Origin of the sequence: Naasia aerilata (genome assembly GCF_030296595.1) — a bacterium.
In the GTDB taxonomy this organism is placed as follows: Bacteria; Actinomycetota; Actinomycetes; order Actinomycetales; family Microbacteriaceae; genus Naasia; species Naasia aerilata.
In genome coordinates this window covers 3311555-3334810 of the sequence record NZ_AP027731.1, presented here as the reverse complement: position 1 = coordinate 3334810, position 23256 = coordinate 3311555, and the positions used below count along the sequence as shown (strand labels likewise).

The following is a 23256-nucleotide window of genomic DNA, read 5'->3' as shown; positions in this document are numbered from 1 at the left end:
GGCTCAGTCGCCGCCCACGCGCCGCACCACCTCGCCGGGCGACAGGAAGTCGCCGCTGCCCTCCACCTCGTGCACCATCGTGGTGAGCGCGGCGTTGACGGGCGCCGTTCCGCCCGCAGCCCGAGCGGCGTCGACCACGGCGCCGTTGAGGTAGTCGATCTCGGTCGGCTGGCCGCGCCGGATGCTCTGCAGGGTGGAGCCGGGATTCGGAACCGACCCCATGCGCCGGGCCATGAGGCGAGGCAGCCGCTCCGCGAGGCGCGCGGGCGCGAGCGCCACGAGCCGGAGCAGGGGAGCGTTGAGCCCGCTCATGCTGCCGAATGAGACTCCCGATGCGAGTCCCACTCGCGCCGCCTCCTGGATGCTGCGGGTCAGCACCCGGCGGAGTCCCGCGTCGGCGACGACCTCCTGGACGCTCTTCCCGGTGATTGCCGGCAGAGCGTTGACCTGGTTCACGATGAGCTTGGTCCACTGCATGCCCCGCAGGTCGGAGACGGCCAGGGTGGGCACCGCGCCGTTCAGGACGGCGATCACCGGGTCGCTCCGTTCCGCCGGGCCCACGTACATCGCGCCCGGAGTCGTGATCCGCACCTCCCCGGGGGCGACGAGCGAGGCCGCGAACAGGGCGAGGCCGCCGAGGACCCGGGAGCGGGGGAGCAGCTCGACCGCCCGCGTGACGCCCTCGAGTCCGTTCTGCACGACGACGACCGTCGCGCCCTCGCACGCCGCCGCGCTCGCCGCCGCGGCCTCCGGAGCATCCATGGCCTTGGTGGCGACGAGGACGAGATCCTGCGGCTCGGTGAGGACGGGTCCGACGCCGACGCGGGCCCGGTGCTCGCCCCAGCCGCCGGTCAGGCGGATGCCCTCCTCGGCCACGATCGGCAGCGTCGAGGCACGCGCCGTGACGGTCACCCGGTGCCCCGATCGGTCGAGCAGCGCGGCGAGTGCGCCGCCCACCGCACCCGCTCCGATGACCCCGACCCGCACGCCCCGATCCTAGTTCGGGCCCGTCAGCGGGCCGCTGGTAGGGTGCGAGCATGCCGGGCCCCGTCGAGAAGACCGAGGTTCCCGCACCCAATGGCGTCCTCCTCGTCGACAAGCCCGAGGACATCACGAGCCACGGCGTCGTCGCGCGAGCGCGCCGCGCCTACGGCACCCGGAAGGTCGGCCACGCCGGCACCCTCGACCCGATGGCGACCGGTCTGCTCGTGCTGGGACTCGGGCCGTCGACGCGCCTGCTGACCTACTTCGTCGGGCTCGACAAGGTGTACCTGGCCACCATCCGGCTCGGCTTCGCGACCACCACGGACGACCGGGAAGGCGAGGCGATCGGCGAGGCCGTCGACGCCACCCGCGTCCCCGCCGAGCGGGTCGCGGAGGGGATCGCGGCGCTCACGGGCCCGATCGAGCAGGTCCCGAGCTCCGTGAGCGCGATCAAGGTGGACGGCCGGCGCAGCTACGCCCGGGTCCGCGCCGGCGAGGACGTGAGCCTCCCCGCGCGCCCCGTCACGGTGCACGAGTTCGCGCTGCTGGAGCGCCGGGAATCCGCGGACGGCGCCGTAGACCTGGACGTCCGCGTCGCCTGCTCGTCCGGCACCTACATCCGCGCGCTCGCCCGCGACCTCGGCGCGGCGCTCGGGACCGGGGGCCACCTGACGGCGCTGCGCCGGACCGCCGTCGGGCCGTTCTCCGTCGGCGACGCCGTCCCGCTCGACGGGCTCGGGTCCGACGCGCCGCCCGCGGACCCCGCCGCGATCGCCGAGCGGCTCTTCCCCGTGCTGCGGCTCGACCCCGCAGAGGCCGTGGACCTGGGCCACGGGAAGCGCATCGCGGTGACGCACGAGGAGGCGTCCCCCGTCGCCGCGGTCGGACCGGACGGCCGGCTGCTCGCGCTCGTCGAGGTGGCCTCGGGCCGCGCCCGCGTCCTCACCGCCTTCCCCGCCGCCGCTCAGGAGGTCCGCTCGTGATCCTCTGGTTCACCATCGTCCAGATCGCCGTGGCCGTCGTCGCCGGGGTGCTGGCTGTCGCGGTCGGGCTCGCGCGCCGGCCGCCCTCCGACCTGACCCTCGGCGGTGCCGCCCTGGTGGGAGTCCTCCTGCTCGCCCAGGTGGTCGTCTCCATCGTCTCGCCGTTCAGCGGCAACCCGCCGTCGGGCAACCCCTACGAGTTCTGGGCCTACCTGATCAGCGCCGTCATCCTTCCCCCGGTCGCCGTGCTGTGGGCCCTCGTCGAGCGCAGCCGATGGAGCACGGTGGTGGTGGGCGTCGCGTGTCTCGCGATCGCGATCATGCTCTACCGCATGCACATCATCTGGACCGTCCAGTCCGCCTGATCCGTGCGCGATAATCGAGAGGTCATGACCTCTCCTCGCCCGTGCCTGCGACGCGCAGGAGGAGGGTCACCGGCGTCGGGGTCGTCCTCGTCGCCGTCTACGGAATCCTCGCCCTCGCCGCCACCGGTCGGTCGACCGTGCAGATCCTCACCGACTTCTCGGAGGCGCCGCTCGCGTACTCCCTGTCCGCGGTCGCCGCGGTGGTCTACATCCTCGCCACAGTCTCCCTGGTGGCGCCCGGAGCCATCTGGTACCGCATCGCCTGGGTGACGATCTCCTTCGAGCTGCTCTTCGTCCTCACGGTGGGCACGCTCAGCGTGGTCGACGCTGCCCTGTTCCCGCGCGACACGGTGTGGTCGTACTACGGGCTCGGCTACCTGCTCGTGCCCCTCGTCCTCCCCGTGCTCGGGATGCTGTGGCTGTCGCGGCACCGGCCCGCAGCCGCGGGGAGCGCCGATGATCGTCGTCGACGACCTCTCGCATGTTCCCGAGGGGATCCGGCCGAGCGCGGTGACGATCGGCAAGTTCGACGGCGTGCACGCCGGACACCGCGCGGTGCTCGCGGAGCTGATCGGCGCCGCCGAGCGCCGGAGCCTCGTCCCGGTCGTCGTCACCTTCGATCGCAATCCGCTCGCCGTGCTGCGTCCCGAGCTCTGCCCGGAGAACCTGGTCAGCCTGCCGCAGAAGCTCGAGCTCCTCGGTGAGGTCGGTGTCGCCGCGACCGTCGTCCTCGAGTTCGACCGCCGGCTCGCGGACTGGACGCCGGAGGAGTTCGTCCAGAAGGTGCTCGTCGACGCGCTCCAGGCCCGGCTCGTGCTCGTCGGCGCCGACTTCCGCTTCGGCGCGAAGGGCGCGGGGACCGTGGAGACCCTGCGGGAGCTGGGCGCTCGCTCGGGCTTCGAGGTCCAGGTGGTGGGCGACGTGCTGGCCGACGGCGCGCGCGCCTCCTCGAGCCGCATCCGCGCCCTCCTGGATCAGGGCAATGTCGAGGGTGCGACCGAGCTGCTCGGCCGGGCGCCGTGCGTGCGCGGGGAGGTCGTGCACGGCCTGCGCCGCGGCCGCGAGCTCGGCTATCCCACCGCGAACCTCGCCGCCGAGTCCGAGGGCCTGGCCCCGGGCGACGGCGTCTACGCCGGGTGGCTGACCGACCGCAGCGCGCCCGGCCGGCCGCGGTATCCCGCCGCCATCTCGGTGGGCACGAACCCCACCTTCGGCGACGTCGCCCTGAAGCAGGTCGAGGCGTACGTGCTCGACGAAGACCTCGACCTCTACGGGCACACCGTCGAGGTCGAGTTCCAGCATCGGCTGCGCGGGATGGTCGCGTATGCGGGTGTCGGTCCGCTCATCGAGCAGATGGGCCTCGACGTGGCCCAGGCGCGAGCCGTCCTCGGCCCTCAGGCCTGACCGCGCCCCGAGCGGCGCTCGAAGACGGGCGTGACGGCGCGCCCGCCGAGCCACGCGACGAGCTCCGCAGCCGTGCCGCGGATCTCGGGCCCTGTGCCGATGCGCCAGCCCGCGTCCGAGGCGGCGAGCGTGCGTCCGCGGAGGAGGCTGCGGAGCACGGCCGGGGCCGCCGCGGCGCGTCCGAGAGCGACGGCTCCCGATGCCACCGGATCCACGGGGTCCGGGAGGGCGAGGGGAAGGGTCACGTCATAGCAGTGCTGCACCACGGCCGTGAGGTCGCCGAGGCCGCGGCGGCCCTCCCCAGCGGCGCGGCGTGACGCGGCGGATCGGAGCGCGGTCACCAGGAGCTCGGGCGATCCGGACGGAGCGGGGGAGGGGAAGAGGAGCTCCAGCCGAGAGGCGGACAGGCGCCACACGAGATCCTCGACGGTCTCGCGCACGGTCCGCTGGGTTCCGCGGCGGGCGGCGGGCTGGAGGCCGGCGAGCTCCCACGCGTCCGCCGGCAGGGAGGCGAGGAGGTCCGCGAACGCCAGGAGGGTCGCGGCGGTCCGCGGCCGCCAGTCGCTCGACACGGAGGTCTCGTCGGCCGGCTCCCGCTGGCTCAGCGGCAGGTTCCGCCAGAAGTCGGACATGCGCACAGCCTAGATAGCATTGAGAGAGTGAGTGAGAACCGTCCGGCGTCGATCTGGGCCGGCAGGACCCTCGCCCTGATCGCGATCGTGCTGCTCGCGCTGAACCTGCGCACGGCGGTCGCCTCGCTCTCGCCCGTGTTCGACGAGATCGGCGCCGACGTCCCGCTCACGAGCGTGGGCATCGGAGTGCTCGGCACCCTGCCGCCGATCTGCTTCGCCGTGTTCGGCCTCCTCGCGCCCGCGATCGCCCGCCGCGTGGGCCTCGACACGGCGATCCTGCTGTCGGCGGCGGCGATGGTCGTTGGCCACCTCCTCCGGGGGCTCTCGAACGGCTATCCGATGCTCGTCGCCACAAGCGTGTTGGTTCTCGGCGGAGTGGGCATCGGCAACGTCCTCATCCCGCCTGCCGTGAAGCGGTACTTCCCGGACAAGCTCGGCACGCTCACGGCGCTCTCCGCGGCGCTGCTGGCCACGAGCGCCGCCATCCCGCCGCTCGTCTCCGCGCCGCTCGCGACCTCCGTCGGCTGGCGCTGGGACCTGTCCGTGTGGGGCATCGTCGCTCTCACCTCCGTGGCGCCCTGGCTGTGGCTCTGGCTCCGCGAGCGCCGCGCACGGATGGCCGCCGCCCTCGGCGACGACCCCGAGGTGGCGCCCGTGCCTCCCCTCGGCCGCACGTGGCACTCTCGGGTGGCGTGGTCCACGGCGATCGTCTTCGCCGCCTCGAGCTTCAGCGCCTACGCCATGTTCGCCTGGCTGCCCGCCATCCTGCGCGACACCGCGGGCACGGATGCGTTCACGGCGGGGGCGCTGCTCTCGCTGTACGCCATCGCGGGGGTGCCCACCGGCATCCTCGTGCCGCTGATCGCGGTGCGCATCCGGAATCCCGGCCTCCTCGTCTTCGCCGGCGTCGCTCTCTTCCTGATCGGCTACGGCGGCCTGCTGCTGGCGCCCGCGGCCGCGCCCTGGCTCTGGGTCACCGCGGCCGGCTTCGGCCCCCTCCTGTTCCCTCTCGCAATGGTGCTCATCAACCTCCGCACGCGCACCCAGAACGGGTCGGCGGCGCTCAGCGGCTTCACGCAGGGGATCGGCTACATCGTGGGGGCGACCGGGCCGCTGCTGCTGGGGCTGCTGCACCAGCTGTCCGGGGGCTGGACGCTGCCCCTGCTGCTCGTGACCGCGGTGTCGCTCGCCGCCGTGCCCGCCGGGCTCGCGCTCGCCCGGCCGCGCATGCTCGAGGACGACCTCGCCGCCCGCGCCGCACGACTCGCCAAACCGGAGGTGGCCCGATGATCGAGCGTCAGCCCGTCCTCGTCGACTGCGACACCGGCATCGACGACGCCGTCGCGCTGCTCTACCTGCTGTCCGTGCCCTCGATCGAGATCGTCGGCATCACCACGGTGTCGGGCAACGCCCCGGCGCGAGCCTGCGCGATCAACACTCTCACCGTGCTGGCGCTCGCCGGCCGCACGGACATCCCGGTCGCTGTCGGCGCGGAGCGACCCTTTCTCGCGGAGCCCCGTCCGCACTCGGTGCACGTGCACGGCTACGACGGCATGGGGGATGCGGGCCTGCCGCCCGCGGACCCGGCCCTGCTCGACCCGCGCTCGGCCCTCCAGCTGATCGACGACCTGTCCTGTGCGCACGCGGGCCGGCTCCGGATCCTTGCCACGGGCGCGTTCACGAACCTGGCCCTCGCGGTGCGAGCCGATCCCACGCTGGTCGGGCGCATCGCCGACGTCGTCGTGATGGGCGGCGCCGCCGAGGTGCCCGGCAACATGACGCCCGCCGCCGAGGCGAACATCGCCCACGACCCGGAGGGCGCGGCCGTCGTGCTGTCCGCCGGCTGGCCGATCGCGATGGTGCCGCTCGACGTGACGACCACGGAGCTCCTCACCGAGGAGCACGTCGAGCGTCTGACGGCGAGCGGCGAGGTCGGCCGGTTCGTGGCCGCCATCAGCGACTACTACATGAACTTCTACGCGCCGTTCTTCGGCCGCCGGGTGGCCGTGCAGCACGACGCCCTGGCCGCAGGCATCCTCGCCGGTGACGTGGTGCCGACCGTGTTCCCGCTCCTCCGCGTCGAGGTCGAGTGCGGCCCCGGCCCAGCGCGCGGCGCGACGGTGTGCGACACCCGCGGGCGTCACCTCGGCTACCCGGACGACCCCGACGGCAACTGCCGGGTCGCCCTCCGGACGCCGGGCGGCTTCGTCGACCTCCTGGTCGACCGCCTCGCCGCCATGGGGTGAGCTCGGCGCAGCGGAGCCCGTCGCGCCGCCGAGCGCGGCCCGAATCGCCGAGCGCGGTGCACACGGACGAGCGCGCCCCGTACACGACCCGCGCTCGTCGGCTCGGGGCGCGCTCGGCGTGCGGTGGCCGGGAGGTGCTCCTAGAGGAGGCCCTTCGTGTGCCACACCGTCTTCGTCTCGGTGAACGCGCTGATGCGCTCCAGCGACGGCGCCGCCGCATCCGGGCCGTCCTCGGGCGCGAGGACGCGCTTGAGGGTCTCGGCGGCGTCGACCTGCAGTTGCACCCAGTCCAGGCCGCCCGCGCCGACGAGGTCGAGCGCGTTGACGTCGGCGTGGGACGCCAGCCACGGCGCGATCTCCTTGGGGGAGCCGGTCAGGACGTTGACCACGCCGCCGGGCACGTCGCTCGTCGCCAGGACCTCGCTGAGGCTGATCGCGCTGAGGGGCGCCGCCTCGCTCGCCACGACGATGACGGTGTTGCCCGCGACCAGGGCGGGCGCGACGGCGCTCACGAAGCCGACGAGGGAGTGGCCCTCGCCGGTCTGCGGAGCGATGACGGCGACGACGCCGGTCGGCTCGGGCACGGAGAGGTTGAAGTAGGGACCCGCGACAGGGTTGCCGTTGCCGAGCACCTGCGCGTACTTGTCGGCCCAGCCCGCGTACCAGACCCAGCGGTCGATCGCGAGGTCGACGGCGGCCTCCGCGGTGCCGGCAGACAGGCCCTCGGAGTGCACGAGCTCGTCGATGAACTGCGCCCGGCGGCCCTCGAGGAGCTCGGCGATCCGGTACAGCACCTGGCCGCGGTTGTAGGCGGTCGAGCCCGACCAGCCCTTGACGGCGGCGCGGGCGGCGACGACGGCATCCCGGGCATCCTTGCGGGAGGCCTGGGCGGCGTTGGCGAGGAACGCGCCGTCCTTCGAGAGCACCTCGTAGCTGCGCCCGCTCTCGCTGCGCGGGAACTTGCCCCCGATGTACAGCTTGTAGGTCTTGGGGACCGCGAGACGGCTCACTTGGCTCCTCCTGAGGGGGCGAGGTAGGCGGACAGGCCCTGCTTGCCGCCTTCGCGGCCGTAGCCCGACTCCTTGTAGCCGCCGAACGGCGACGCGGGGTCGAAGCGGTTGAACGTGTTGGACCAGACGACGCCCGCTTTGAGGCCGTCGGCGACGGCCAGGATGCGGCTGCCCTTGTCACTCCAGATGCCGGCGGAGAGCCCGTAGGGCGTGTTGTTCGCCTTCGCGATCGCCTCCTGCGGCGTGCGGAAGGTGAGGATCGAGAGCACCGGTCCGAAGATCTCCTCGCGGGCGATCCGGGAGCTCGACTGGACGCCCGTGAAGATCGTGGGGGCGAACCAGAAGCCGTTGGCGGGGATCTCGCAGGCGGGGCTCCAGCGCGTCGCGCCCTCCTCCTCGCCGGCCGCGGTGAGCTCCTGGATGCGCGCGAGCTGCTCGGCGCTGTTGATGGCGCCGATGTCGGTGTTCTTGTCGAGGGGATCGCCGAGGCGCAGGGTCGAGAGGCGCTGCTTGAGCCGCTCCACGACGTCGTCGTGCACGTTCTCCTGCACCAGCAGGCGCGATCCCGCGCAGCAGACGTGCCCCTGGTTGAAGAAGATGCCGTTGACGACGCCCTCGATGGCCTGGTCGATGGGGGCGTCGTCGAAGACGATGTTCGCCGCCTTGCCGCCGAGCTCGAGAGTGAGGCGCTTGCCGGTGCCGGCAGTCGCCCGCGCGATCTCACGCCCCACGGCGGTCGATCCGGTGAAGGCGATCTTGTCGACGTCCGGGTGGCGCACCAGCGCCTGCCCGGTGGCGCCCGCGCCGGTCACGATGTTGACGACGCCGGGCGGGAGGTCGGCCTGCTGGAGGATCTCGGCGAAGAGGAGCGCCGTGAGCGGCGTCGTCTCCGCGGGCTTCAGCACGACCGTGTTGCCGGCCGCGAGGGCGGGGGCGATCTTCCACGCGAGCATGAGCAGGGGGAAGTTCCAGGGGATGATCTGGCCGGCGACGCCGAGCGCCTTCGGGTTCGCGCCGAGGCCCGCGTAGTCGAGCTTGTCGGCCCAGCCCGCGTAGTAGAAGAACCATGCCGCGACGAGCGGGATGTCGAGGTCCCGGCTCTCCTTGATCGGCTTGCCGTTGTTGAGGCTCTCGGCGACCGCGAGCTCGCGGGCGCGCTCCTGGACGAGTCGCGCGATGCGGAACAGGTACTTGCCGCGGTCGCTGCCGCTCATCTTCGACCAGACCCGGTCGTACGCCCGGCGGGCCGCCTTCACCGCGCGGTCGACGTCGGCGTCGTCGGCGGTCGCGATTTCGGCGAGGTGCTCCTCGGTCGCGGGCGAGATGGTTGTGAAGGGGCTCCCGAGCCGTCGACGAACTCGCCGTCGATGAAGAGGCCGTAGGAGGGCTGCAGGGAGACCACCGCGCGTGATTCGGGTGCGGGGGCGTAGTCGAGGAAGCTCATGCCGGGATGTCCCTTGCTCAGTCGATGGTGACGTAGTCGGCGCCGGAGTAGTGCCCCGTGCGGATCTTCTGGCGCTGCAGCAGAACGTCGTTGAGGAGGCTGGACGCGCCGAACCGGAACAGGTGCGGCTGCAGCCACTCCTCACCGGCGGTCTCCGCGACCGTCACGAGGTACTTGATCGCGTCCTTCGAGGTGCGGATGCCTCCCGCCGGCTTCACGCCGACCTTCTCGCCCGTCATCCGGTGCCAGTCGCGCACGACCTCGAGCATCAGCAGGGTGACCGGGAGGGTGGCGTTGCTCGTGACCTTGCCCGTCGAGGTCTTGATGAAGTCGGCGCCCGCGAGCACCGCGAGCCAGGAGGCGCGGCGCACGTTGTCGTACGTGACGAGCTCGCCGACCTCGAGGATGACCTTGAGGTGGGCGTCGTCGCCGTCCTTGCGGCGGCAGGCCTCCTTGACGGCCACGATCTGCTCGAAGACCTCGCCGTACCGCCCCGCGAGGAACGCGCCGCGGTCGATGACCATGTCGATCTCGTCTGCGCCGGCCGCGACGGCATCCGCCACGTCGGCGAGCTTCACGGCGAGCGAGGCGCGCCCGCTCGGGAAGGCGGTCGCGACGGCGGCGACCGAGATGCCGGTCACCCCGTGGGCCTTGGCGCGCGGGGCGTGATGGGCGCCGAGCGCCTCGATCGCGACCGGCACCAGGTCGCCGTAGACGCAGACCGCGGCGACCTGCGGGCAGCTCGGGTCGGAGGGATCCGGCGTGATGGCCTTGGCGACGAGCGAGCGGACCTTGCCGGGGGTGTCGGACCCCTCGAGGGTCGTGAGGTCGATGAGCTCGATCACCCGGTCGAGGGCGAGCTTCTTGGAGGACGTCTTGATGGAGCGCGTCCCGAGGCTCGCTGCCCGCTGCTCGAGGCCCACGGCGTCCACGCCGGGGATGCCTTCGAGGTAGCGCCGCAGCGTGGTGTCGGTGACGGGTCCGTCGAGGAGGTCGAGGGCGCGGGCGGCGCCCGCCGAGCTGGCCGACTGCGCTGTCGTGTGCGGGGCGCGGGCGGCCTCGGCGGAGCTCGCCGGGTGCGCTGTCCGAGACCCGGCTCCGGTGTCGATGGTCACTGGTGTTCTCCCGATTCTCGGGTGCCGCGCGGAGCCGCGAGGCACCCGATCCAGACTACGGCAGAGGGGATGGAGGGCCGAGGCTGACGTCCACCCGTCCTACAGTGAGCGGGTGTCGGGCGACGAGGCGGTGGCGGTGCTCGAGGTGCTCGCCGTTCGCGGGCTGGGGGCCTGGGTGGCGGGCGGCTGGGCCGTCGACGCGCTCGTCGGGCGGCAGACGCGCGACCACGGCGACCTGGACCTCGCCGTCGATGCGGCGCAGCTGCCGGACGTCCTCGCGGCGCTCGCCGGTGCGGGTCTCCTGCTCGAGGTGGACGAGCTGCCGGCCCGCGCGGTGGTCGCTGCGGGGGATGGCCGCCGCGTGGATCTGCATCCGGTCGCGTTCGCCGCCGATGGCAGCGGCGTGCAGCGCGGGCATGGCGGCACCGAGTTCTCCTACGCGGCGGACGGCTTCGCTGAGGGGGTCATCGAAGGCGTCCGGGTGCCGTGCCTGTCGGCGGCGCAGCAGCTCCGCTTCCGCGAGGGCTACGAGCCGCGCCCGGTCGACCACCACGACGTCCCCCTTCTGCGCGCCCTCCTCACCCCTCCGGCCGAGTGAGGACGAGTGGGCTCAGCGGCCGTCGCGCAACCCGCTGATTGAGGAGATCGCGCAGCGATCGTCTCGAAATCAGCAGCGGGGACGCGCGGGCGCGCCGCTTTGGGTGCCGCCGGCGTTGGAGCAAGGGCCTGTTTCGAGACGCCACCCTGCGGGCGGCTCCTCAATCATCGGTTCGGCGGGGTGCTGGTGAGTGATCTCCAGCGCTGCCCCTCCCACCCGCTGATTGAGGAGATCGCGCAGCGATCGTCTCGAAATCAGCAGCGGAGACGCGCGGGCGCGACCCGTCGCGCGGCGCGGTCAAGTATCAGTTCGGCGGAACCTTGCTCTCGCGCGGACGGACGCGCTCCCAGCGAGCGGGAAGCTGCGGGCGCGTACGGTTCAGCGGTGACCTGGGGGCGGATGGCGGCACGCGGCGCGGTCGTTCTGGCGGCCGTGCTCGCCCTGGCTGCATGCGCCGAGGGTCCCGCGTCGGCGAACCGGTCGACGCCAGCACCGACAGCGCCCTCTCCGGCCGCATCGTCGACCGCGGGCAAGGTGGCCGTGCAGAGCGACCTCGTGTACGAGACGGTGGACGGCGAGAACCTCGCCCTCGACGCCTACCTCCCCGCGCGGCCGGTCGCGACCCCGACGCCCGCGATCGTGGTCGTGCACGGCGGTTCGTTCACGAGCGGCGACAAGGCAGGACTGGACGCCGCACCGCTCGCCGCGCTGCTCGCGCAGGCCGGGTACGCCGCCTTCTCCATCGACTACCGGCTCCTCCCCGAGCATCCGTTCCCGGACGCGCTGGAGGACTTGCAGGCAGCGGTCGAGTGGCTGCGCGCTCCCGACCAGGCGACGCGGTTCGGCATCGACCCGGCCCGGATCGGCGCCTTCGGCGGGTCTGCGGGTGCCATCCTCGTCGCCGAGGCGGGGACCGCGGGGGAGGGCCCGCTCGATCAGGGCAGCCGGTTCAAGGCGGTGGTCGAGCTGTCCGGGATCATGGATCTCACCCCGGCGGGGCTGACCCCGGACCTCGAGGCGGCCGACTACCGGCTCGGACTCGCGTACCTCGACTGCACCGACCCCGACGACTGTCCCGCGAGCGAGGCCGCCTCGCCGCTCGCCAACGTCGATCCGACAGACCCGCCGTTCTACCTCGCGCACTCGGTGGACGAGGAGCTTCCGGAGCAGTCCACGGTGGCCTTCGCCGATGCGCTCACGGCCGCCGGCGTTCCCGTGCAGCTCGAGCTGCGTCCCGGCGCCGCCCACTCGGTGCTGATGCTCGACTCCGCCATGAGCGAGCGCATCCTGGCGTTCTTCGCCCAGCACCTCTGAGCGGGAGCATTGGCGACTTCCAGCGTCGCACCGTAGCCTCGGAGCATGGCCGAAACCGACAGCACGACCACCGTCTTCCTGGGGGACAGCCTCACCGAGAAGGGCAACTGGGCCGAGCGGTTCCCCGAGCTGGACGTCGTCAACCTGGGTGTCAGCGGCGACACCACCGAGCAGGTGCTCGAGCGACTCCACGACGTCATCGAGAAGGCACCGTCCACGATCGTCGTCATGGTCGGCACCAACGACCTCGCCTGGCGCCGCTCCGTCGAGTCCATCGTCCGGAACATGGAGTCGATCCTCTGGCGCCTGCACAGTGAGCTCCCGGACGCCCGCATCCTGGTCCAGTCCGTCCTTCCGCGCGATCGCGAGCTCGCGGATCGGGTCAAGGAGATCAACATCCACGTGCGCCAGTTCGCGCCCACAGTGAAGGCCGAGTGGGTCGACCTGTGGCCGGTCTTCGCCGAGGAGGACGGCGAGATCAAGGCCGAGTTCAGCGGCGACCGCCTGCACCTCAACGAGGAGGGCTACGCGGCGTGGGCGGAGGCGCTCCGCGGCCAGCTGCGGTCCGCCGAGCGCTGACATCGACCCCGTTCTGACAGCCGCGAGGCAACAAGGCACCCGAGGCCCGAAGGTCTCCGGTCAGCGGCCGAGCGCCGCCTGGAACTCCCGTAGAGCCGGCTCCCCGAACAGCACGAAGCGGACGAGCGTCGGCGGTCCGTCGCGCTCCGCCAGCTCCTCGCGCACCGTCTCGACGGCGATCCGGGCGGCGTCGTCCATGGGCCAGCCGTACACCCCGGCGGAGACGGCGGGGAACGCGACGCTCTGAGCTCCGAGCTCGCGCGCGACCGCCAGAGACCTCCGGTAGCAGGAGGCGAGAGTCGCCGACCGGTCCTCGCGTCGGCTGTGGACGGGCCCGACCGTGTGGATCACCCAGCGCGCGTCGAGACGCCCCGCGGTCGTGGCGACCGCGTCGCCGGCCGGCAGACCCTGAGGGAGCGTCGTCTCGCGCAGCCGCCGGCACTCGGCCAGGATGGCCGGCCCACCGGCCCGGTGGATGGCGCCGTCGACCCCGCCGCCGCCGAGCAGCGAGCTGTTCGCCGCGTTCACGATGGCGTCCACGTGCTCGCGGGTGATGTCTCCGAGCACCGCTTCCAGCGTCGTCACTCGATTCCTCCACGACGGCGCGGATGCGCCTGATCTGGTCCGGGCGAACGCGGCAGCATCCCCGATGAGCGCCGCCCCCGCGCGGCGCCAGTCCCGGACGAGGCCGTCCGGGAACCCCGGTGCCCCGATCCAGGTGCGGTTCTTGGCGTCCCACTCCTCGCCGCTGTTGGGGTAGACGACCACGCCCTTGCCGGTGACGGACCGGGCGGTGCGGATCGCGCCGAGCACCTCTCCCGGATGGCTGCAGTTGACCCCGACGGCGACGACCGCGGGCGACGAGGCCGCGATCGAGAAGGCCTCGGCGAGCGACTCCCCGCTCCGCAGCGTCCCCATCGACACGGTGACGGAGACCCACGCCGGCACCCCGGCACGGTCGACCTCCGCCGTGACCGCCTCCACCTCCGCGAGCGAGGGCAGCGTCTCGGCGGCCAGCAGGTCCGCTCCCGAGTCGGCGAGGACCTCGAGGCGCGGGCGGTGCCACGCGCGCAGCTCGTCCACCGTGAGGCCGTAGTTGCCGCGGTACTCCGAGCCGTCTGCGAGCATCGCGCCGTACGGGCCGACGGAGGCGGCGACCCAGCGGTTGCCGTCCGTCCCGCGCGCGTCGGCGGCCAGCTGCACGGCCCGCCGCATCAGCGTCTCCGCCTCGGCCCGGTCCACGCCCTCTGCGGCGAAGCCCTCGAAGGAGGCCTGGTAGGAGGCGGCGATCGCGACACGGGCACCCGCGTCGAAGAACTCGCGGTGGGCGTCGGCGATGGCCTCGGGACGATCCCGGAGGAGCCGCGCCGACCACACGCCGCTCGAAAGGTCGTGGCCGTGGGACTCGAGCAGGGTGCCGAGGCCCCCGTCGAGCACGACGGGTCCGTCGGCGATCGCATCGGCGAAGAGGTCGGCCACGGTCACCGTCCCCGGAGGAGCGCCGCGTAGAAGGTGATCCCATCCAGCCAGACGGCCACCGGGATGCTCTCGTTGCGGGCGTGCAGCGTGGCTCGGCCTGCCGCGAAGATCCGGAACGGCGTGAACCGGTAGACGGCGTCGCTGATCGCCGTGAAGTGCCGGCTGTCGCTCGCGCCGAGCATCGTGTACGGGGTGACGACCGCCTCGGGCGCGATGACCGCGACAGCATCCGCGATCGCCGCCCACTGCGGGCCGCTGCTCGGCGACACGGGCGAGGGCTCGGACGGATGCAGGACGTCGATCCGCACGAGCGGGTCGGCGATCGCCTTCCGCAGGTGGGCGACCGCGTCTGCGACGGAGGATCCGACGGCGACCCGGACGTTGACGATCGCCGTGGCCCGCTCGGCGAGCACGTTGGCACCGTCGCTGCCGCGCAGCTCGGTGACGGCGGCGGTGGTCCGCACCATCGCGCGGGGCTCGTCGCCCATGGCCGCGAACAGCCGCGTGACGAGGGGCCGGGTGAGCCTGAGGTTGCCGAAGAGGAACCGCTGCGCGCCGCGAGCGTGGGGCGCGATGGTCTTCACGAAGGCGACGACGGCCGGGCTCATCCGGGCGGGGAAGGGCGACCGCGTCACGCGCGTGATGGCGCGGGCGAGCCGCGCCGTCGCGGTCAGCTTCGGCGGCGTGGACGCGTGCCCGCCCGCCTGCTCGACGGTGAGGCCCACGCTCGTGATGCCCTTCTCGGTGACGCCCACGACGGCGAGCGACCGGTCGACCCCGCGCACCAGGCCCGGCTCGACGATCGCGCCGCCCTCATCGAGCACCAGGTCGGGCCGGACGCCACGGGAGCGCAGCACCTCCACGATCGAGGACGCGCCGATCCCCGCGACCTCCTCGTCGTGCCCGAAGCTGAGGTACACGTCGTGTTCCGGCTTGAAACCGTCGGTGACCAACTCCTCGACCGCCTCCAGGATCGCCGCGAGGGCCCCTTTGTCGTCGAGGGTGCCGCGGCCGACGATCACAGCGTCGCGCAGGGCTCCGGCCCCCTCGAGCTCGGCGGCGAAGGGCGGCGAGCGCCAGCCCTCACCGTCGGCGGGCACGACGTCGTAGTGCGCCATGAGCACGGTCGGGCGACCGGGCGACCTGCCCGGCCAGCGGTAGAGCAGCGAGTGGTCCGCCACGACCTCCACCGAGAGAGCGCGGTGCACCGCGGGATAGAGCTCCGGAAGAAGGGCGAGGAATTCGTCGAAGACCGGCCAGTCGATGCGGTCGGCATCGAGCCGCGACACGGTCGGCACACGGAGGAGACGCCGGAAGCGCTCGACACGATCGGTGTCGGCGGCCACGGCAGCGGGGGCGGGCCCGAGCGACGACATGGCAGAACCCTACGACAGCGCGCCGCCCCTAAAGTCGGACCATGCGTACCGCCCTCGCGATGATCGTGGCCGCTGCAATCGCCGTGCTCCCGGTCCTGGGCGTGGCCGGACCCGCCACCGCAACGCCATTCGTCGCACCGGCTGCGGCAGCCGGGGCACCGGCCGCCCCTGCCGTCGCGCATTCCGACGTCGACGACTTCTCCTTCTCCTCCTTCACCGCGGACTACACGCTCGACCGCGACGCGGACGGCCGGTCGACCCTCAAGACGGTCGAGATCCTGGTCGCCGACTTCCCGCAGACCGACCAGAACCACGGCATCCGCCGGGCGCTCGTCGACCAGTACCAGGGTGCGCCGACGGACCTGACCGTGGCGAGCGTGACCGACGAGAACGGCACGCCCCTCGACTACGAGACGGACTCCGAGGACGAGTTCCTCGTGCTGACCATCGCCTCCGACGACTTCGTCCACGGGAGCCGCACCTACGTGATCACGTACGAGCAGCGGAACGTCACCCTCGAGAACGGGGAAGGCGGCGCCGACGAGTTCTACTGGGACGTGAACGGCACCGGATGGGCGCAGCCATTCGGAACCGTCACGGCGCGGCTGCACCTGCCGAACGACCTCGCGTCCGCCTTGACCGGCAGCTCGACCTGCTACCGCGGCGGTCAGGGCGACAGCACGCAGTGCCCGGTCGAGACCGCGTCGAGCGGCGATGAGACCGTCCTCACCGCCGCCGAGCGGGACCTCGGGCCGGGGGAGAACGTCACCATTGCGGTCGGGTTCGAGGCGGGCACCTTCGTTCCCCGCGACGACAGTTTGTTCGCCTCGCCGGGACTCGCGCTGCTGTTCATGATGTCGGTCGTCGTGCTGCTCGGCGCGATCGTCGCAGCGATCCTGTTCCGGGTCCTGCGCCTCCGAGACGCGCCGGGCTATCCAGTCGTCGTGCCTCAATACCTGCCGCTGCAGAAGCCCGATCTCCTCGTCTCCTCCGTCCTGGTGGGCAAGAGGGGACGGGCCGTCGCGGCGACACTGGTCGGCCTCGCCGTGCGCGGGGTGGTCCGGCTGGTCGAGGAGCCTGGACAGGGCCGGAAGCCGCTCTACGCGGTGGAGTTCGTGAGCTACGAGGGCCGCCCCCGGCTCGGCAGCGGACCGCGCGGGGTGAGCACGCAGGAGCGCAAGGTGCTGCGTGCCCTGTTCGGCAAGGGGACACCGGGGGAGCGCCGGACGCTGGACCCGAAAGACACCAAGCTCGGCAATGCGATGCAGAAGGTCGTGCGGGCGCTGCCTGCCGACGCCATCGACGCCGGGTTGCAGCGGCGCCCGCCGATCGAGCCCCGCAGCGCGATCGGGGCCATCGGCTGCGTCGGCATGGTCGCGACCGTCGTCTTCTCCATCGTGCTCCTCGCCTCCGCGCTGGGCGGTTTCGTACCGGTCCTCGGCCTCCTGCTTGCGCCGTTCGGCATCCTCACCTTCCTGCTGCCGTCGAAGCGCCCGCTGACCTCCGCGGGCGCGGAGGTCCGCGACTACCTGCTCGGCGTCCGCGACTACCTTCGGCTGGCGGAGGCTGACCGGCTGCGGATGCTGCAGAGTCCCGACGGTGCTCTCCGGGGTGCCGACAACGTGGTCCAGCTGTACGAGCAGCTCCTGCCGCACGCGGTGCTCTTCAAGGTGGAGGAGGACTGGGCGCGGGTCCTCGGCACCTTCTACGAGCAGCAGGACGCCCAGCCCGATTGGTACGTGGGCTCGAGCGCCTTCAACGCAGCCGCCTTCTCCTCCGGGATCTCGGGCCTCAGCACGAGCGCCGCGTCCTCGTTCTCCGGCAGCTCGACGTCCAGCTCGAGCGGAGGCTCCAGCGGCGGCGGCTTCTCGGGCGGCGGTGGTGGGGGCGGCGGCGGAGGCGGCGTCTAGGAAGGAGGCGCAGGGCGTGCGCCCACGGCGGCCACCGCCCGCGCGGCGACCGCGGCGCCCGCGATGCCGGCCGCGTGGGGCTCCGCGCCACCGAGCCAGGCGGCGAGGAAGCCCGCCGCGAATGCATCTCCTGCCCCCGTGGGGTCCACGAGGCCGCCCTGCGGCAGTGCGGCGGGCACCCGTCCGGAGAAGCCGTGCCGGGTCCGGAGCTCCGCGCCGTCTGGGCCGAGCGTGACGGCGACGATCGGGTAGAGCTCGCCCAGCGCCTCCGCGACCTCGGCAGGATCCGTCCTGCCGCTGAGCAGCCGCCCCTCGTCGAGGTTCGGGAAGATCACGTCGGCGCCTGCCGTCGCAGTCAGGAAGGCGTCGATGCCCGAGTCGGCGAGGAACGCGGAGGACGACGGGTCGATCGAGACGGTCAGGCCGAGCTGCGCGGCGCTCGCCAGGAGCGGCGACCACGCGCTCGGGTCGTCGAAGAGCGAGTAGCCGGTCAGGTGGAGATGCCCGGCGCCGCGGAGCAGCCCCTCCGCCCGGTCGGGCCCCGTCAGGGCGTTGGCGCCGCGCGCCGTGAACATCGTGCGGGACTCGCCCTCGACGAGCAGGACGATCGATCCGGTCGGCTCGTCGCTCCCGGCGAGGTGCGGCGTCACGCCGAATGAGGCGAGCTCCTCGGTGTGCCGCGCCACGTCGGTCCGGTGTACCGTCCCCACGAAGTCCACCGCCTGGCCGAGGACGCCCAGCCAGGCTGCGACGTTGGCGGCGGAGCCCCCGCGCGCCGCTCGATGCGGGCGGCGGTGTCCGTGTCTCGGCGCACCGGGCCGGACGGGGTCACGAGGACGTCGTCGATGACGTCGCCCAGGAGGAGTACCCGCACGTCTCAGGCGGCCGCGTAGGCGGTGGCGATCTCGGCGGCGAGGCGCACGTTGTTCCGTGCCAGGTCCAGGTTGACCTCGAGCGACACCCCGCCGGAGGCCTGCACGATGAAGCCGAGGAGGAACGGGGTCACCGCCTTCCCCCGCACCCCCGCCTCCGCGGCGGCGGCGAACGCCTGCTCGAGGACCCGGTCGTGCTCCTCGGGGTCCCACTGCTGATCGAGCGGAATCGGGTTCGCCACGACCAGGCCGGGCCGGGCCGCTCCCGCGCCGTCGGCCGCATCCTGCGCGCGCAGGATCGCCGCGACCTCCTCGGGGCTGTCCACCCGCCAGTCCAGGCGGAACTCGGAGCCGGCGAGCCAGAAGCGGGGAACACGTCGGTGCGGTAGCCGACGACGGGCACGCTGAGCGTCTCGAGCCGCTCGAGCGTGGCCGGCACGTCGAGCACCGACTTCACGCCGGCCGAGACGACGGCGACGGGCGAGGCCGCCAGGGTGCCGAGATCCGCCGACTCGTCGAAGGTCTCCGCCGCACCCCGGTGCACGCCGCCCAGGCCCCCGTGGCGAACACGCGCACGCCGGCTCGGGCGGCGAGATGCGCGGTGGCCGCGACGGTGGTCGCCCCGCTGGCGCCGCGGGCCGCGAGGATCGGCAGGTCGCGCACGCTCGCCTTGACGAGGTCCTCCTCGGCGATGCGGCGCACGCCCTCCGCGTCGAGGCCGACCCGGGGGACGCCGTCCAGCACGGCGATGGTCGCGGGGGTCACGCCGCGGGAGCGGAGGATGTCCTCGAACTCCTGGGCGGCCTCCAGATTGCGGGGGCGGGGGAGCCCGTGGGAGATGATCGTCGACTCGAGGGCGACCACGGGTCGGCCGGCCGCCAGGGCGTCGGCGACCTCGGCCGAGGGGAGGAGGGTGGGCACGCGCTCACCCTATCCACCCGAGGAGGAGTGCACGTTCCGGCCCCGAGTGCACGCTCCGGCGGCCACTTCGGGCCGGAACGTGCACTTCCGGCGGCGCTGGCTGACGGGAGCCTGCACGTTCCTCGGAAGCCCGCCGGGCGCGGGCTAGCGTGAGGGCATGACGTCGCTGTGGCTCGACCGGCTGGACCGCACCCGCGAGGACGGCGACACGTTCCCCGCATCCGACTTCGAACCGGGTGCCGAGTACGACACCGTCGTCGTCGGGGCGGGCCTGACCGGCCTCGTCACCGGGCTGCTCCTCGCCCGCGCGGGCCAGCACGTCGCCATCCTCGAGTCGAAGACGGTCGGCAGCCTCACCTCCGGCAACACGACGGCGAAGCTCAGCCTCCTGCAGGGCACCAAGTACTCCGAGATGCTGCGGCACACGGCCCTGAAGAACGCCCGCGCCTACGTCGAGGGCAACCGGGAGGGATTCGAGTGGCTGCTCCGCTACCTCGATGACCACTCGGTGCCCTACCAGCGCCGAGCCGCCTACACCTACGCGGGCACGCCCGAGGGGTCCGCACGGTCGACGACGAGCTGCTCGCGGCGTTCCGCCTCGACCTCCCCGTCGAGAAGGTGCAGGACCTCGACGTGCCCTTCCCGACCTATGGCGCGGTCCGCCTCGACGACCAGGCCCAGTTCGATCCGCTGGATGTGCTCCGCGCGCTGGCCGCGGACTTCCGGGGACGCGGCGGCACGATCGCGGAGGGCGTGCGCGTGACCGGCGTCCGCGCCGTCGCCCGGAGGCCCGGGCAGCCGAGCGTCGTGCACACGAGCGCAGGCGATGTGCTGGCCCGCCGCGTCGTCCTCGCCACCGGCATCCCGATCCTCGACCGCGGCCTCTACTTCGCGAAGGTGTCGGCGTCCCGGTCGTACGCCCTGTCCTTCCGCGTGCCGGACGGCTCCGTCGCGTCCGACTTCGGCATGTTCCTGTCGGTCGACGCCCCCAAGCGGACGCTGCGCACCACGCCCGCCATCCCGGCCGACGCGGCGGGGGAGGGCGACCTGCTCATCGTCGGCGGCAACGGGCACCGGGTGGGCCACCACCCGCACCCGCACGACCTCGTCGAGGACCTCGAGTCGTGGACCCAGGCGTACTACCCGGGCGCGGAGCGGACCCACGTGTGGTCGGCGCAGGACTACCACTCGGCCAACACCATCCCGTTCGTCGGCTGGCTGCCGCGCTCGCTCGGCCGCGTCTTCCTGGCCACCGGCTTCGACAAGTGGGGGATGACGAACGCGGTCGCGGCGGGGCTCCGGCTGGCCGGCGACCTGCTGGGCGGCAACATCCCGTGGGCGACGACACTCGGCACCCGCATCACGCGGCCGCAGAGCATGGCCGCGGGCGCCCTCGTCAACGCCGAGGTCGGTGCGGATCTCGTCACCGGGTGGGCGCACGGGCTCACCGAGAGCGGCGAGGGCGCGCCGCCGCCGCCCGAGGGGCAGGGCGAGGTGCGCCGGATCGGCGGGCGCCCCGTCGCCGTGTGCACCGTCGGCGGTGTGACGCGCGAGGTCAGTGCGGTGTGCCCGCACCTTCGTGGCATCGTCCGGTGGAACGATCAGGAGCTCTCCTGGGACTGCCCCCTGCACGCCTCCCGCTATCAGGCGGACGGCACCCGGATCGAAGGGCCCACCACGGAGGACCTCGCAGCGCTCTGACCGCGCGCCGCGTCCACGCGCCCCTCCGGCGCGCTAGAATAGGAAACGGAATCCCGCCATCTGCACGAACCGACCCCGGTCCGGGTTGCTCGGTTCGCGTGTGGGATACCTCGATCATCGCTCGCGGCTCCGCGGACGGCTGGTCGACCGGGGCCGATCCGTTCGGCTCGCGGAATCCGATTCGAGGAGGACGATGGCTCGATCGAGCCAGGCCCAGGCCACCCGCGCACGCGGGGGCAGGACCGACAACGAGGGACTCATTCCCGTACTGGCGCGCGCCGTGCGCGAGGTCGAGGGGCCGCACAGCGCGGACCGCTCAGCCCCGCGAACCGGACCAAGTTCCAGGTGATCGCGCTGCTCGTGCGCGAGGAGCGGCAGCGGGCCAAGGCCGATCCGGAGGTCAGCGAGCCCGAGCGCGCCGAGGTCCTCAAGCGCCTCGACGGCGTCGCCACCATCCTCGCAAAGACGGCCGCCCGCGACACGTCGCTCATCGCGCTGCTCGAGAGCGACCGCGCGATGACGGACGCCGCCCGGTCCATCCGCAGGCGGATGCTCGAGGATGCCGGCATCGAGGTCGAGGAGGACGCGCCCGCTCCGGTCTCGGCCGAGCAGGCGGAGGTGGCCGAGCGCCAGGTGCTGCCCGACTCGGTGCGCGCCCGCCAGCTCGCCAACCCGTTCCTCGCGCCCGACTTCGACGCGGCCGCCTACGTTCCGCCGGTCCCCGCGCGACGTCTCGCGAACTGGGAGCTCATCGGGCCCCTCTTCAAGAGCTTCGAATACGGCTCCGGTGCGGGCGCGGCCAGCATGGAGCTGCCGGAGATCGCCGAGCGCGACCGCTTCGCCCCCTCCGGCCTCGAGCTCATGCCGCACCAGTCGCGGTTCCTCGAGTCCGTGCAGCGCGGCCACCGCACCTTCCTGCTCGCCGACGAGCCGGGCCTCGGCAAGACGGCCCAGAGCCTCATCGCGGCGTCCGTCGCGAACGCCTATCCGCTGCTCGCCGTCGTTCCCAACGTCGTGAAGATGAACTGGGCCCGCGAGGTCGAGCAGTGGACGCCGGGCCGCCGCGCCACCGTCATCCACGGCGACGGCGAGGACCTCGACGCGTTCGCCGACGTGGTCGTCATCAACTACGAGGTGCTCGACCGGCACCTCGGCTGGCTGAAGACCCTCGGCTTCAAGGGCATGGTCGTCGACGAGGCGCACTTCATCAAGAACCTCAGCTCGCAGCGGTCGCGGCACGTTCTTGCGCTCGCCAAGAGCCTGCGCGAGCGCAACCGCGACCCGCTGATGATCGCCCTCACGGGAACTCCGCTCATCAACACGGTCGAGGACTTCCGCGCGATCTGGCAGTTCCTCGGCTGGATCGACGAGAAGGGCCCGCGCCCCGCGCTGCTCGGCCACCTCGAGGAGGCCGGCCTCACGCCTGCCGACTTCGGCTTCTTCCCGGCGGCGCGCCAGGCGGTCGTCGACATGGGCATCGTCCGCCGCCGCAAGGTCGACGTGGCGAAGGACCTGCCCGCCAAGCGCGTGGTCGACCTGCCCGTCGAGCTGGACGACGATCTCGGCCGGTCCATCCGCCAGGCGGAGCGCGAGCTCGGCCAGCGCCTGCTGACCCGCTACCGGGCGGTCCTCGGCAATCGCAACACCGACCCCAAGTCGGTGTCGAGCACCGAGCGTGCCGAGGTCGTCCGGCTCGTCGCCCAGGCCGAGCTCGACGAGTCGAAGGCCGCGAAGACCGGCGAGAACGTCTTCACCATGGTCCGCAAGATCGGTCAGGCGAAGGCGGTCCTCGCCGCGGACTACGCCGCGCAGCTGGCCCGGTCGGTCGGCAAGGTCGTGTTTTTCGCCAAGCACATCGACGTGATGGACAAGGCCGAGGAGGTCCTCGCCAAGCGGGACATCCGCAGCGTCTCCATCCGTGGCGACCAGAGCGCCGCCGCCCGGCAGAAGGAGATCGACGCCTTCCAGAACGACCCGGAGGTGCAGGCCGCGGTCTGCTCGCTCACGGCGGCGGGCGTCGGCCTCAACCTGCAGGCCGCATCCGACGTGGTGCTCGCCGAGCTGTCCTGGACTGCCGCCGAGCAGCAGCAGGCCATCGACCGGGTGCACCGCATCGGCCAGGAGATGCCGGTGACGGCCTGGCGGATCATCGCGGCGCACACGATCGACTCGAAGATCGCGGAGCTGATCGACAGCAAGGCCGGCCTCGCCGCGCGCGCCCTCGACGGCGAGGACTCCGATGCCTCGGCCGAGTCCTCCGTGCAGCTGCTGGCGCTCATGGCGATCCTCGACGACGCGATCGACGGCACCCGCTCCCGCTGAC

General features: G+C 72.8%; 17 protein-coding genes and 6 pseudogenes. 13 read left to right on the top strand and 10 right to left on the bottom strand.

Features of this window, described 5'->3' with window-relative positions:
• Positions 1 to 3 precede the first annotated feature (3 nt).
• Positions 4 to 987, bottom strand: a complete 984-nt coding sequence (locus QUE51_RS17285) for a ketopantoate reductase family protein (protein WP_286277553.1) — start codon at positions 985 to 987, stop codon at positions 4 to 6.
• Positions 988 to 1037: 50 nt separating this feature from the next.
• On the opposite strand from QUE51_RS17285, the gene truB reads away from it, so the two are divergent.
• The 4 genes and pseudogenes from truB (at position 1038) to QUE51_RS17265 (ending at position 3736) form a co-directional block, all read left to right on the top strand.
• A complete protein-coding gene (truB, locus tag QUE51_RS17280; protein ID WP_286277552.1) occupies positions 1038 to 1967 on the top strand; it encodes a tRNA pseudouridine(55) synthase TruB in 930 nt (309 codons plus the stop codon).
• Positions 1964 to 2332 (top strand): hypothetical protein, encoded by a 369-nt coding sequence (locus tag QUE51_RS17275; RefSeq protein WP_286277551.1) that lies wholly within the window; start codon positions 1964 to 1966, stop codon positions 2330 to 2332. Before truB ends, QUE51_RS17275 begins: the two co-directional genes overlap by 4 nt.
• A gap of 41 nt (positions 2333 to 2373) precedes the next feature.
• Positions 2374 to 2778, top strand: a pseudogene (locus tag QUE51_RS17270) (hypothetical protein); the annotation flags it as partial.
• Positions 2779 to 2788: 10 nt separating this feature from the next.
• Entirely contained in the window at positions 2789 to 3736 is a 948-nt protein-coding gene (locus QUE51_RS17265; RefSeq protein WP_286277550.1) for a bifunctional riboflavin kinase/FAD synthetase, read from the top strand.
• Here the strand turns inward: QUE51_RS17265 and QUE51_RS17260 are convergent.
• Positions 3727 to 4368 carry a hypothetical protein gene (locus tag QUE51_RS17260; protein WP_286277549.1) on the bottom strand — a complete coding sequence of 214 codons (642 nt, stop codon included), beginning with the start codon at positions 4366 to 4368 and terminating at the stop codon, positions 3727 to 3729. The two genes, QUE51_RS17265 and QUE51_RS17260, sit on opposite strands and share 10 nt — an antisense overlap.
• Before the next feature lie 27 nt (positions 4369 to 4395).
• On the opposite strand from QUE51_RS17260, the gene QUE51_RS17255 reads away from it, so the two are divergent.
• Both QUE51_RS17255 and QUE51_RS17250 read left to right on the top strand, forming a co-directional pair.
• Entirely contained in the window at positions 4396 to 5658 is a 1263-nt protein-coding gene (locus tag QUE51_RS17255; RefSeq protein WP_286277548.1) for an MFS transporter, read from the top strand.
• The gene (locus QUE51_RS17250) at positions 5655 to 6614 is read left to right on the top strand and encodes a nucleoside hydrolase (RefSeq protein WP_286277547.1); all 960 of its coding nucleotides are present in this window, start codon (positions 5655 to 5657) and stop codon (positions 6612 to 6614) included. The genes QUE51_RS17255 and QUE51_RS17250 overlap by 4 nt, the downstream gene beginning before the upstream one ends.
• A 140-nt stretch (positions 6615 to 6754) precedes the next feature.
• Here QUE51_RS17250 and QUE51_RS17245 read toward each other — a convergent pair whose 3' ends face one another.
• From QUE51_RS17245 to deoC, 3 genes and pseudogenes are all read right to left on the bottom strand, one after another.
• On the bottom strand, positions 6755 to 7624 hold the full coding sequence (locus tag QUE51_RS17245) for an aldehyde dehydrogenase family protein (protein WP_286277546.1): 870 nt from the start codon (positions 7622 to 7624) through the stop codon (positions 6755 to 6757).
• A pseudogene (locus QUE51_RS17240) lies at positions 7621 to 9068 on the bottom strand (aldehyde dehydrogenase family protein). Before QUE51_RS17240 ends, QUE51_RS17245 begins: the two are co-directional and overlap by 4 nt.
• A 17-nt stretch (positions 9069 to 9085) precedes the next feature.
• Positions 9086 to 10030 (bottom strand): deoxyribose-phosphate aldolase, encoded by a 945-nt coding sequence (gene deoC / locus QUE51_RS17235; protein WP_286279457.1) that lies wholly within the window; start codon positions 10028 to 10030, stop codon positions 9086 to 9088.
• 265 nt (positions 10031 to 10295) lie between these two features.
• Between deoC and QUE51_RS17230 the strand changes: the two genes are divergently transcribed.
• From QUE51_RS17230 to QUE51_RS17220, 3 genes are all read left to right on the top strand, one after another.
• Positions 10296 to 10781, top strand: a complete 486-nt coding sequence (locus QUE51_RS17230; RefSeq protein ID WP_286277545.1) for a nucleotidyltransferase domain-containing protein — start codon at positions 10296 to 10298, stop codon at positions 10779 to 10781.
• A gap of 384 nt (positions 10782 to 11165) precedes the next feature.
• Positions 11166 to 12095, top strand: a complete 930-nt coding sequence (locus tag QUE51_RS17225) for an alpha/beta hydrolase (protein ID WP_286277544.1) — start codon at positions 11166 to 11168, stop codon at positions 12093 to 12095.
• Between the two features lie 45 nt (positions 12096 to 12140).
• Positions 12141 to 12674 carry a GDSL-type esterase/lipase family protein gene (locus QUE51_RS17220; RefSeq protein WP_286277543.1) on the top strand — a complete coding sequence of 178 codons (534 nt, stop codon included), beginning with the start codon at positions 12141 to 12143 and terminating at the stop codon, positions 12672 to 12674.
• Between the two features lie 60 nt (positions 12675 to 12734).
• Here the strand turns inward: QUE51_RS17220 and QUE51_RS17215 are convergent, their stop codons facing one another.
• The 3 genes and pseudogenes from QUE51_RS17215 to QUE51_RS17205 form a co-directional block, all read right to left on the bottom strand.
• Entirely contained in the window at positions 12735 to 13259 is a 525-nt protein-coding gene (locus QUE51_RS17215; RefSeq protein WP_286279456.1) for an O-acetyl-ADP-ribose deacetylase, read from the bottom strand.
• Between the two features lie 120 nt (positions 13260 to 13379).
• Positions 13380 to 14111: pseudogene (mmuM, locus tag QUE51_RS17210) on the bottom strand (homocysteine S-methyltransferase); the annotation flags it as partial.
• A 44-nt stretch (positions 14112 to 14155) separates the two neighbouring features.
• On the bottom strand, positions 14156 to 15529 hold the full coding sequence (locus tag QUE51_RS17205) for a M20/M25/M40 family metallo-hydrolase (protein ID WP_286277542.1): 1374 nt from the start codon (positions 15527 to 15529) through the stop codon (positions 14156 to 14158).
• 41 nt (positions 15530 to 15570) lie between these two features.
• On the opposite strand from QUE51_RS17205, the gene QUE51_RS17200 reads away from it, so the two are divergent.
• Positions 15571 to 17439, top strand: coding sequence for a DUF2207 domain-containing protein (locus QUE51_RS17200; protein WP_286277541.1), 1869 nt, complete (start codon positions 15571 to 15573; stop codon positions 17437 to 17439).
• Here the strand turns inward: QUE51_RS17200 and QUE51_RS17195 are convergent.
• Together QUE51_RS17195 and QUE51_RS17190 are read right to left on the bottom strand one after the other, a co-directional pair.
• Positions 17436 to 18320, bottom strand: a complete 885-nt coding sequence (locus QUE51_RS17195; protein WP_286279455.1) for a carbohydrate kinase family protein — start codon at positions 18318 to 18320, stop codon at positions 17436 to 17438. The genes QUE51_RS17200 and QUE51_RS17195 overlap by 4 nt on opposite strands.
• Positions 18317 to 19175 (bottom strand): annotated as a pseudogene (locus QUE51_RS17190) (pseudouridine-5'-phosphate glycosidase). Before QUE51_RS17190 ends, QUE51_RS17195 begins: the two are co-directional and overlap by 4 nt.
• A 214-nt stretch (positions 19176 to 19389) precedes the next feature.
• On the opposite strand from QUE51_RS17190, the pseudogene QUE51_RS18315 reads away from it, so the two are divergent.
• The 3 genes and pseudogenes from QUE51_RS18315 to QUE51_RS17180 all read left to right on the top strand — a co-directional run.
• A pseudogene (locus QUE51_RS18315) lies at positions 19390 to 19770 on the top strand (FAD-dependent oxidoreductase); the annotation flags it as partial.
• 95 nt (positions 19771 to 19865) lie between these two features.
• Entirely contained in the window at positions 19866 to 20933 is a 1068-nt protein-coding gene (locus QUE51_RS17185) for an FAD-dependent oxidoreductase (protein ID WP_350226686.1), read from the top strand.
• A 193-nt stretch (positions 20934 to 21126) separates the two neighbouring features.
• Positions 21127 to 23255: pseudogene (locus tag QUE51_RS17180) on the top strand (DEAD/DEAH box helicase).
• The last annotated feature ends 1 nt before the right edge of the window (position 23256 follow it).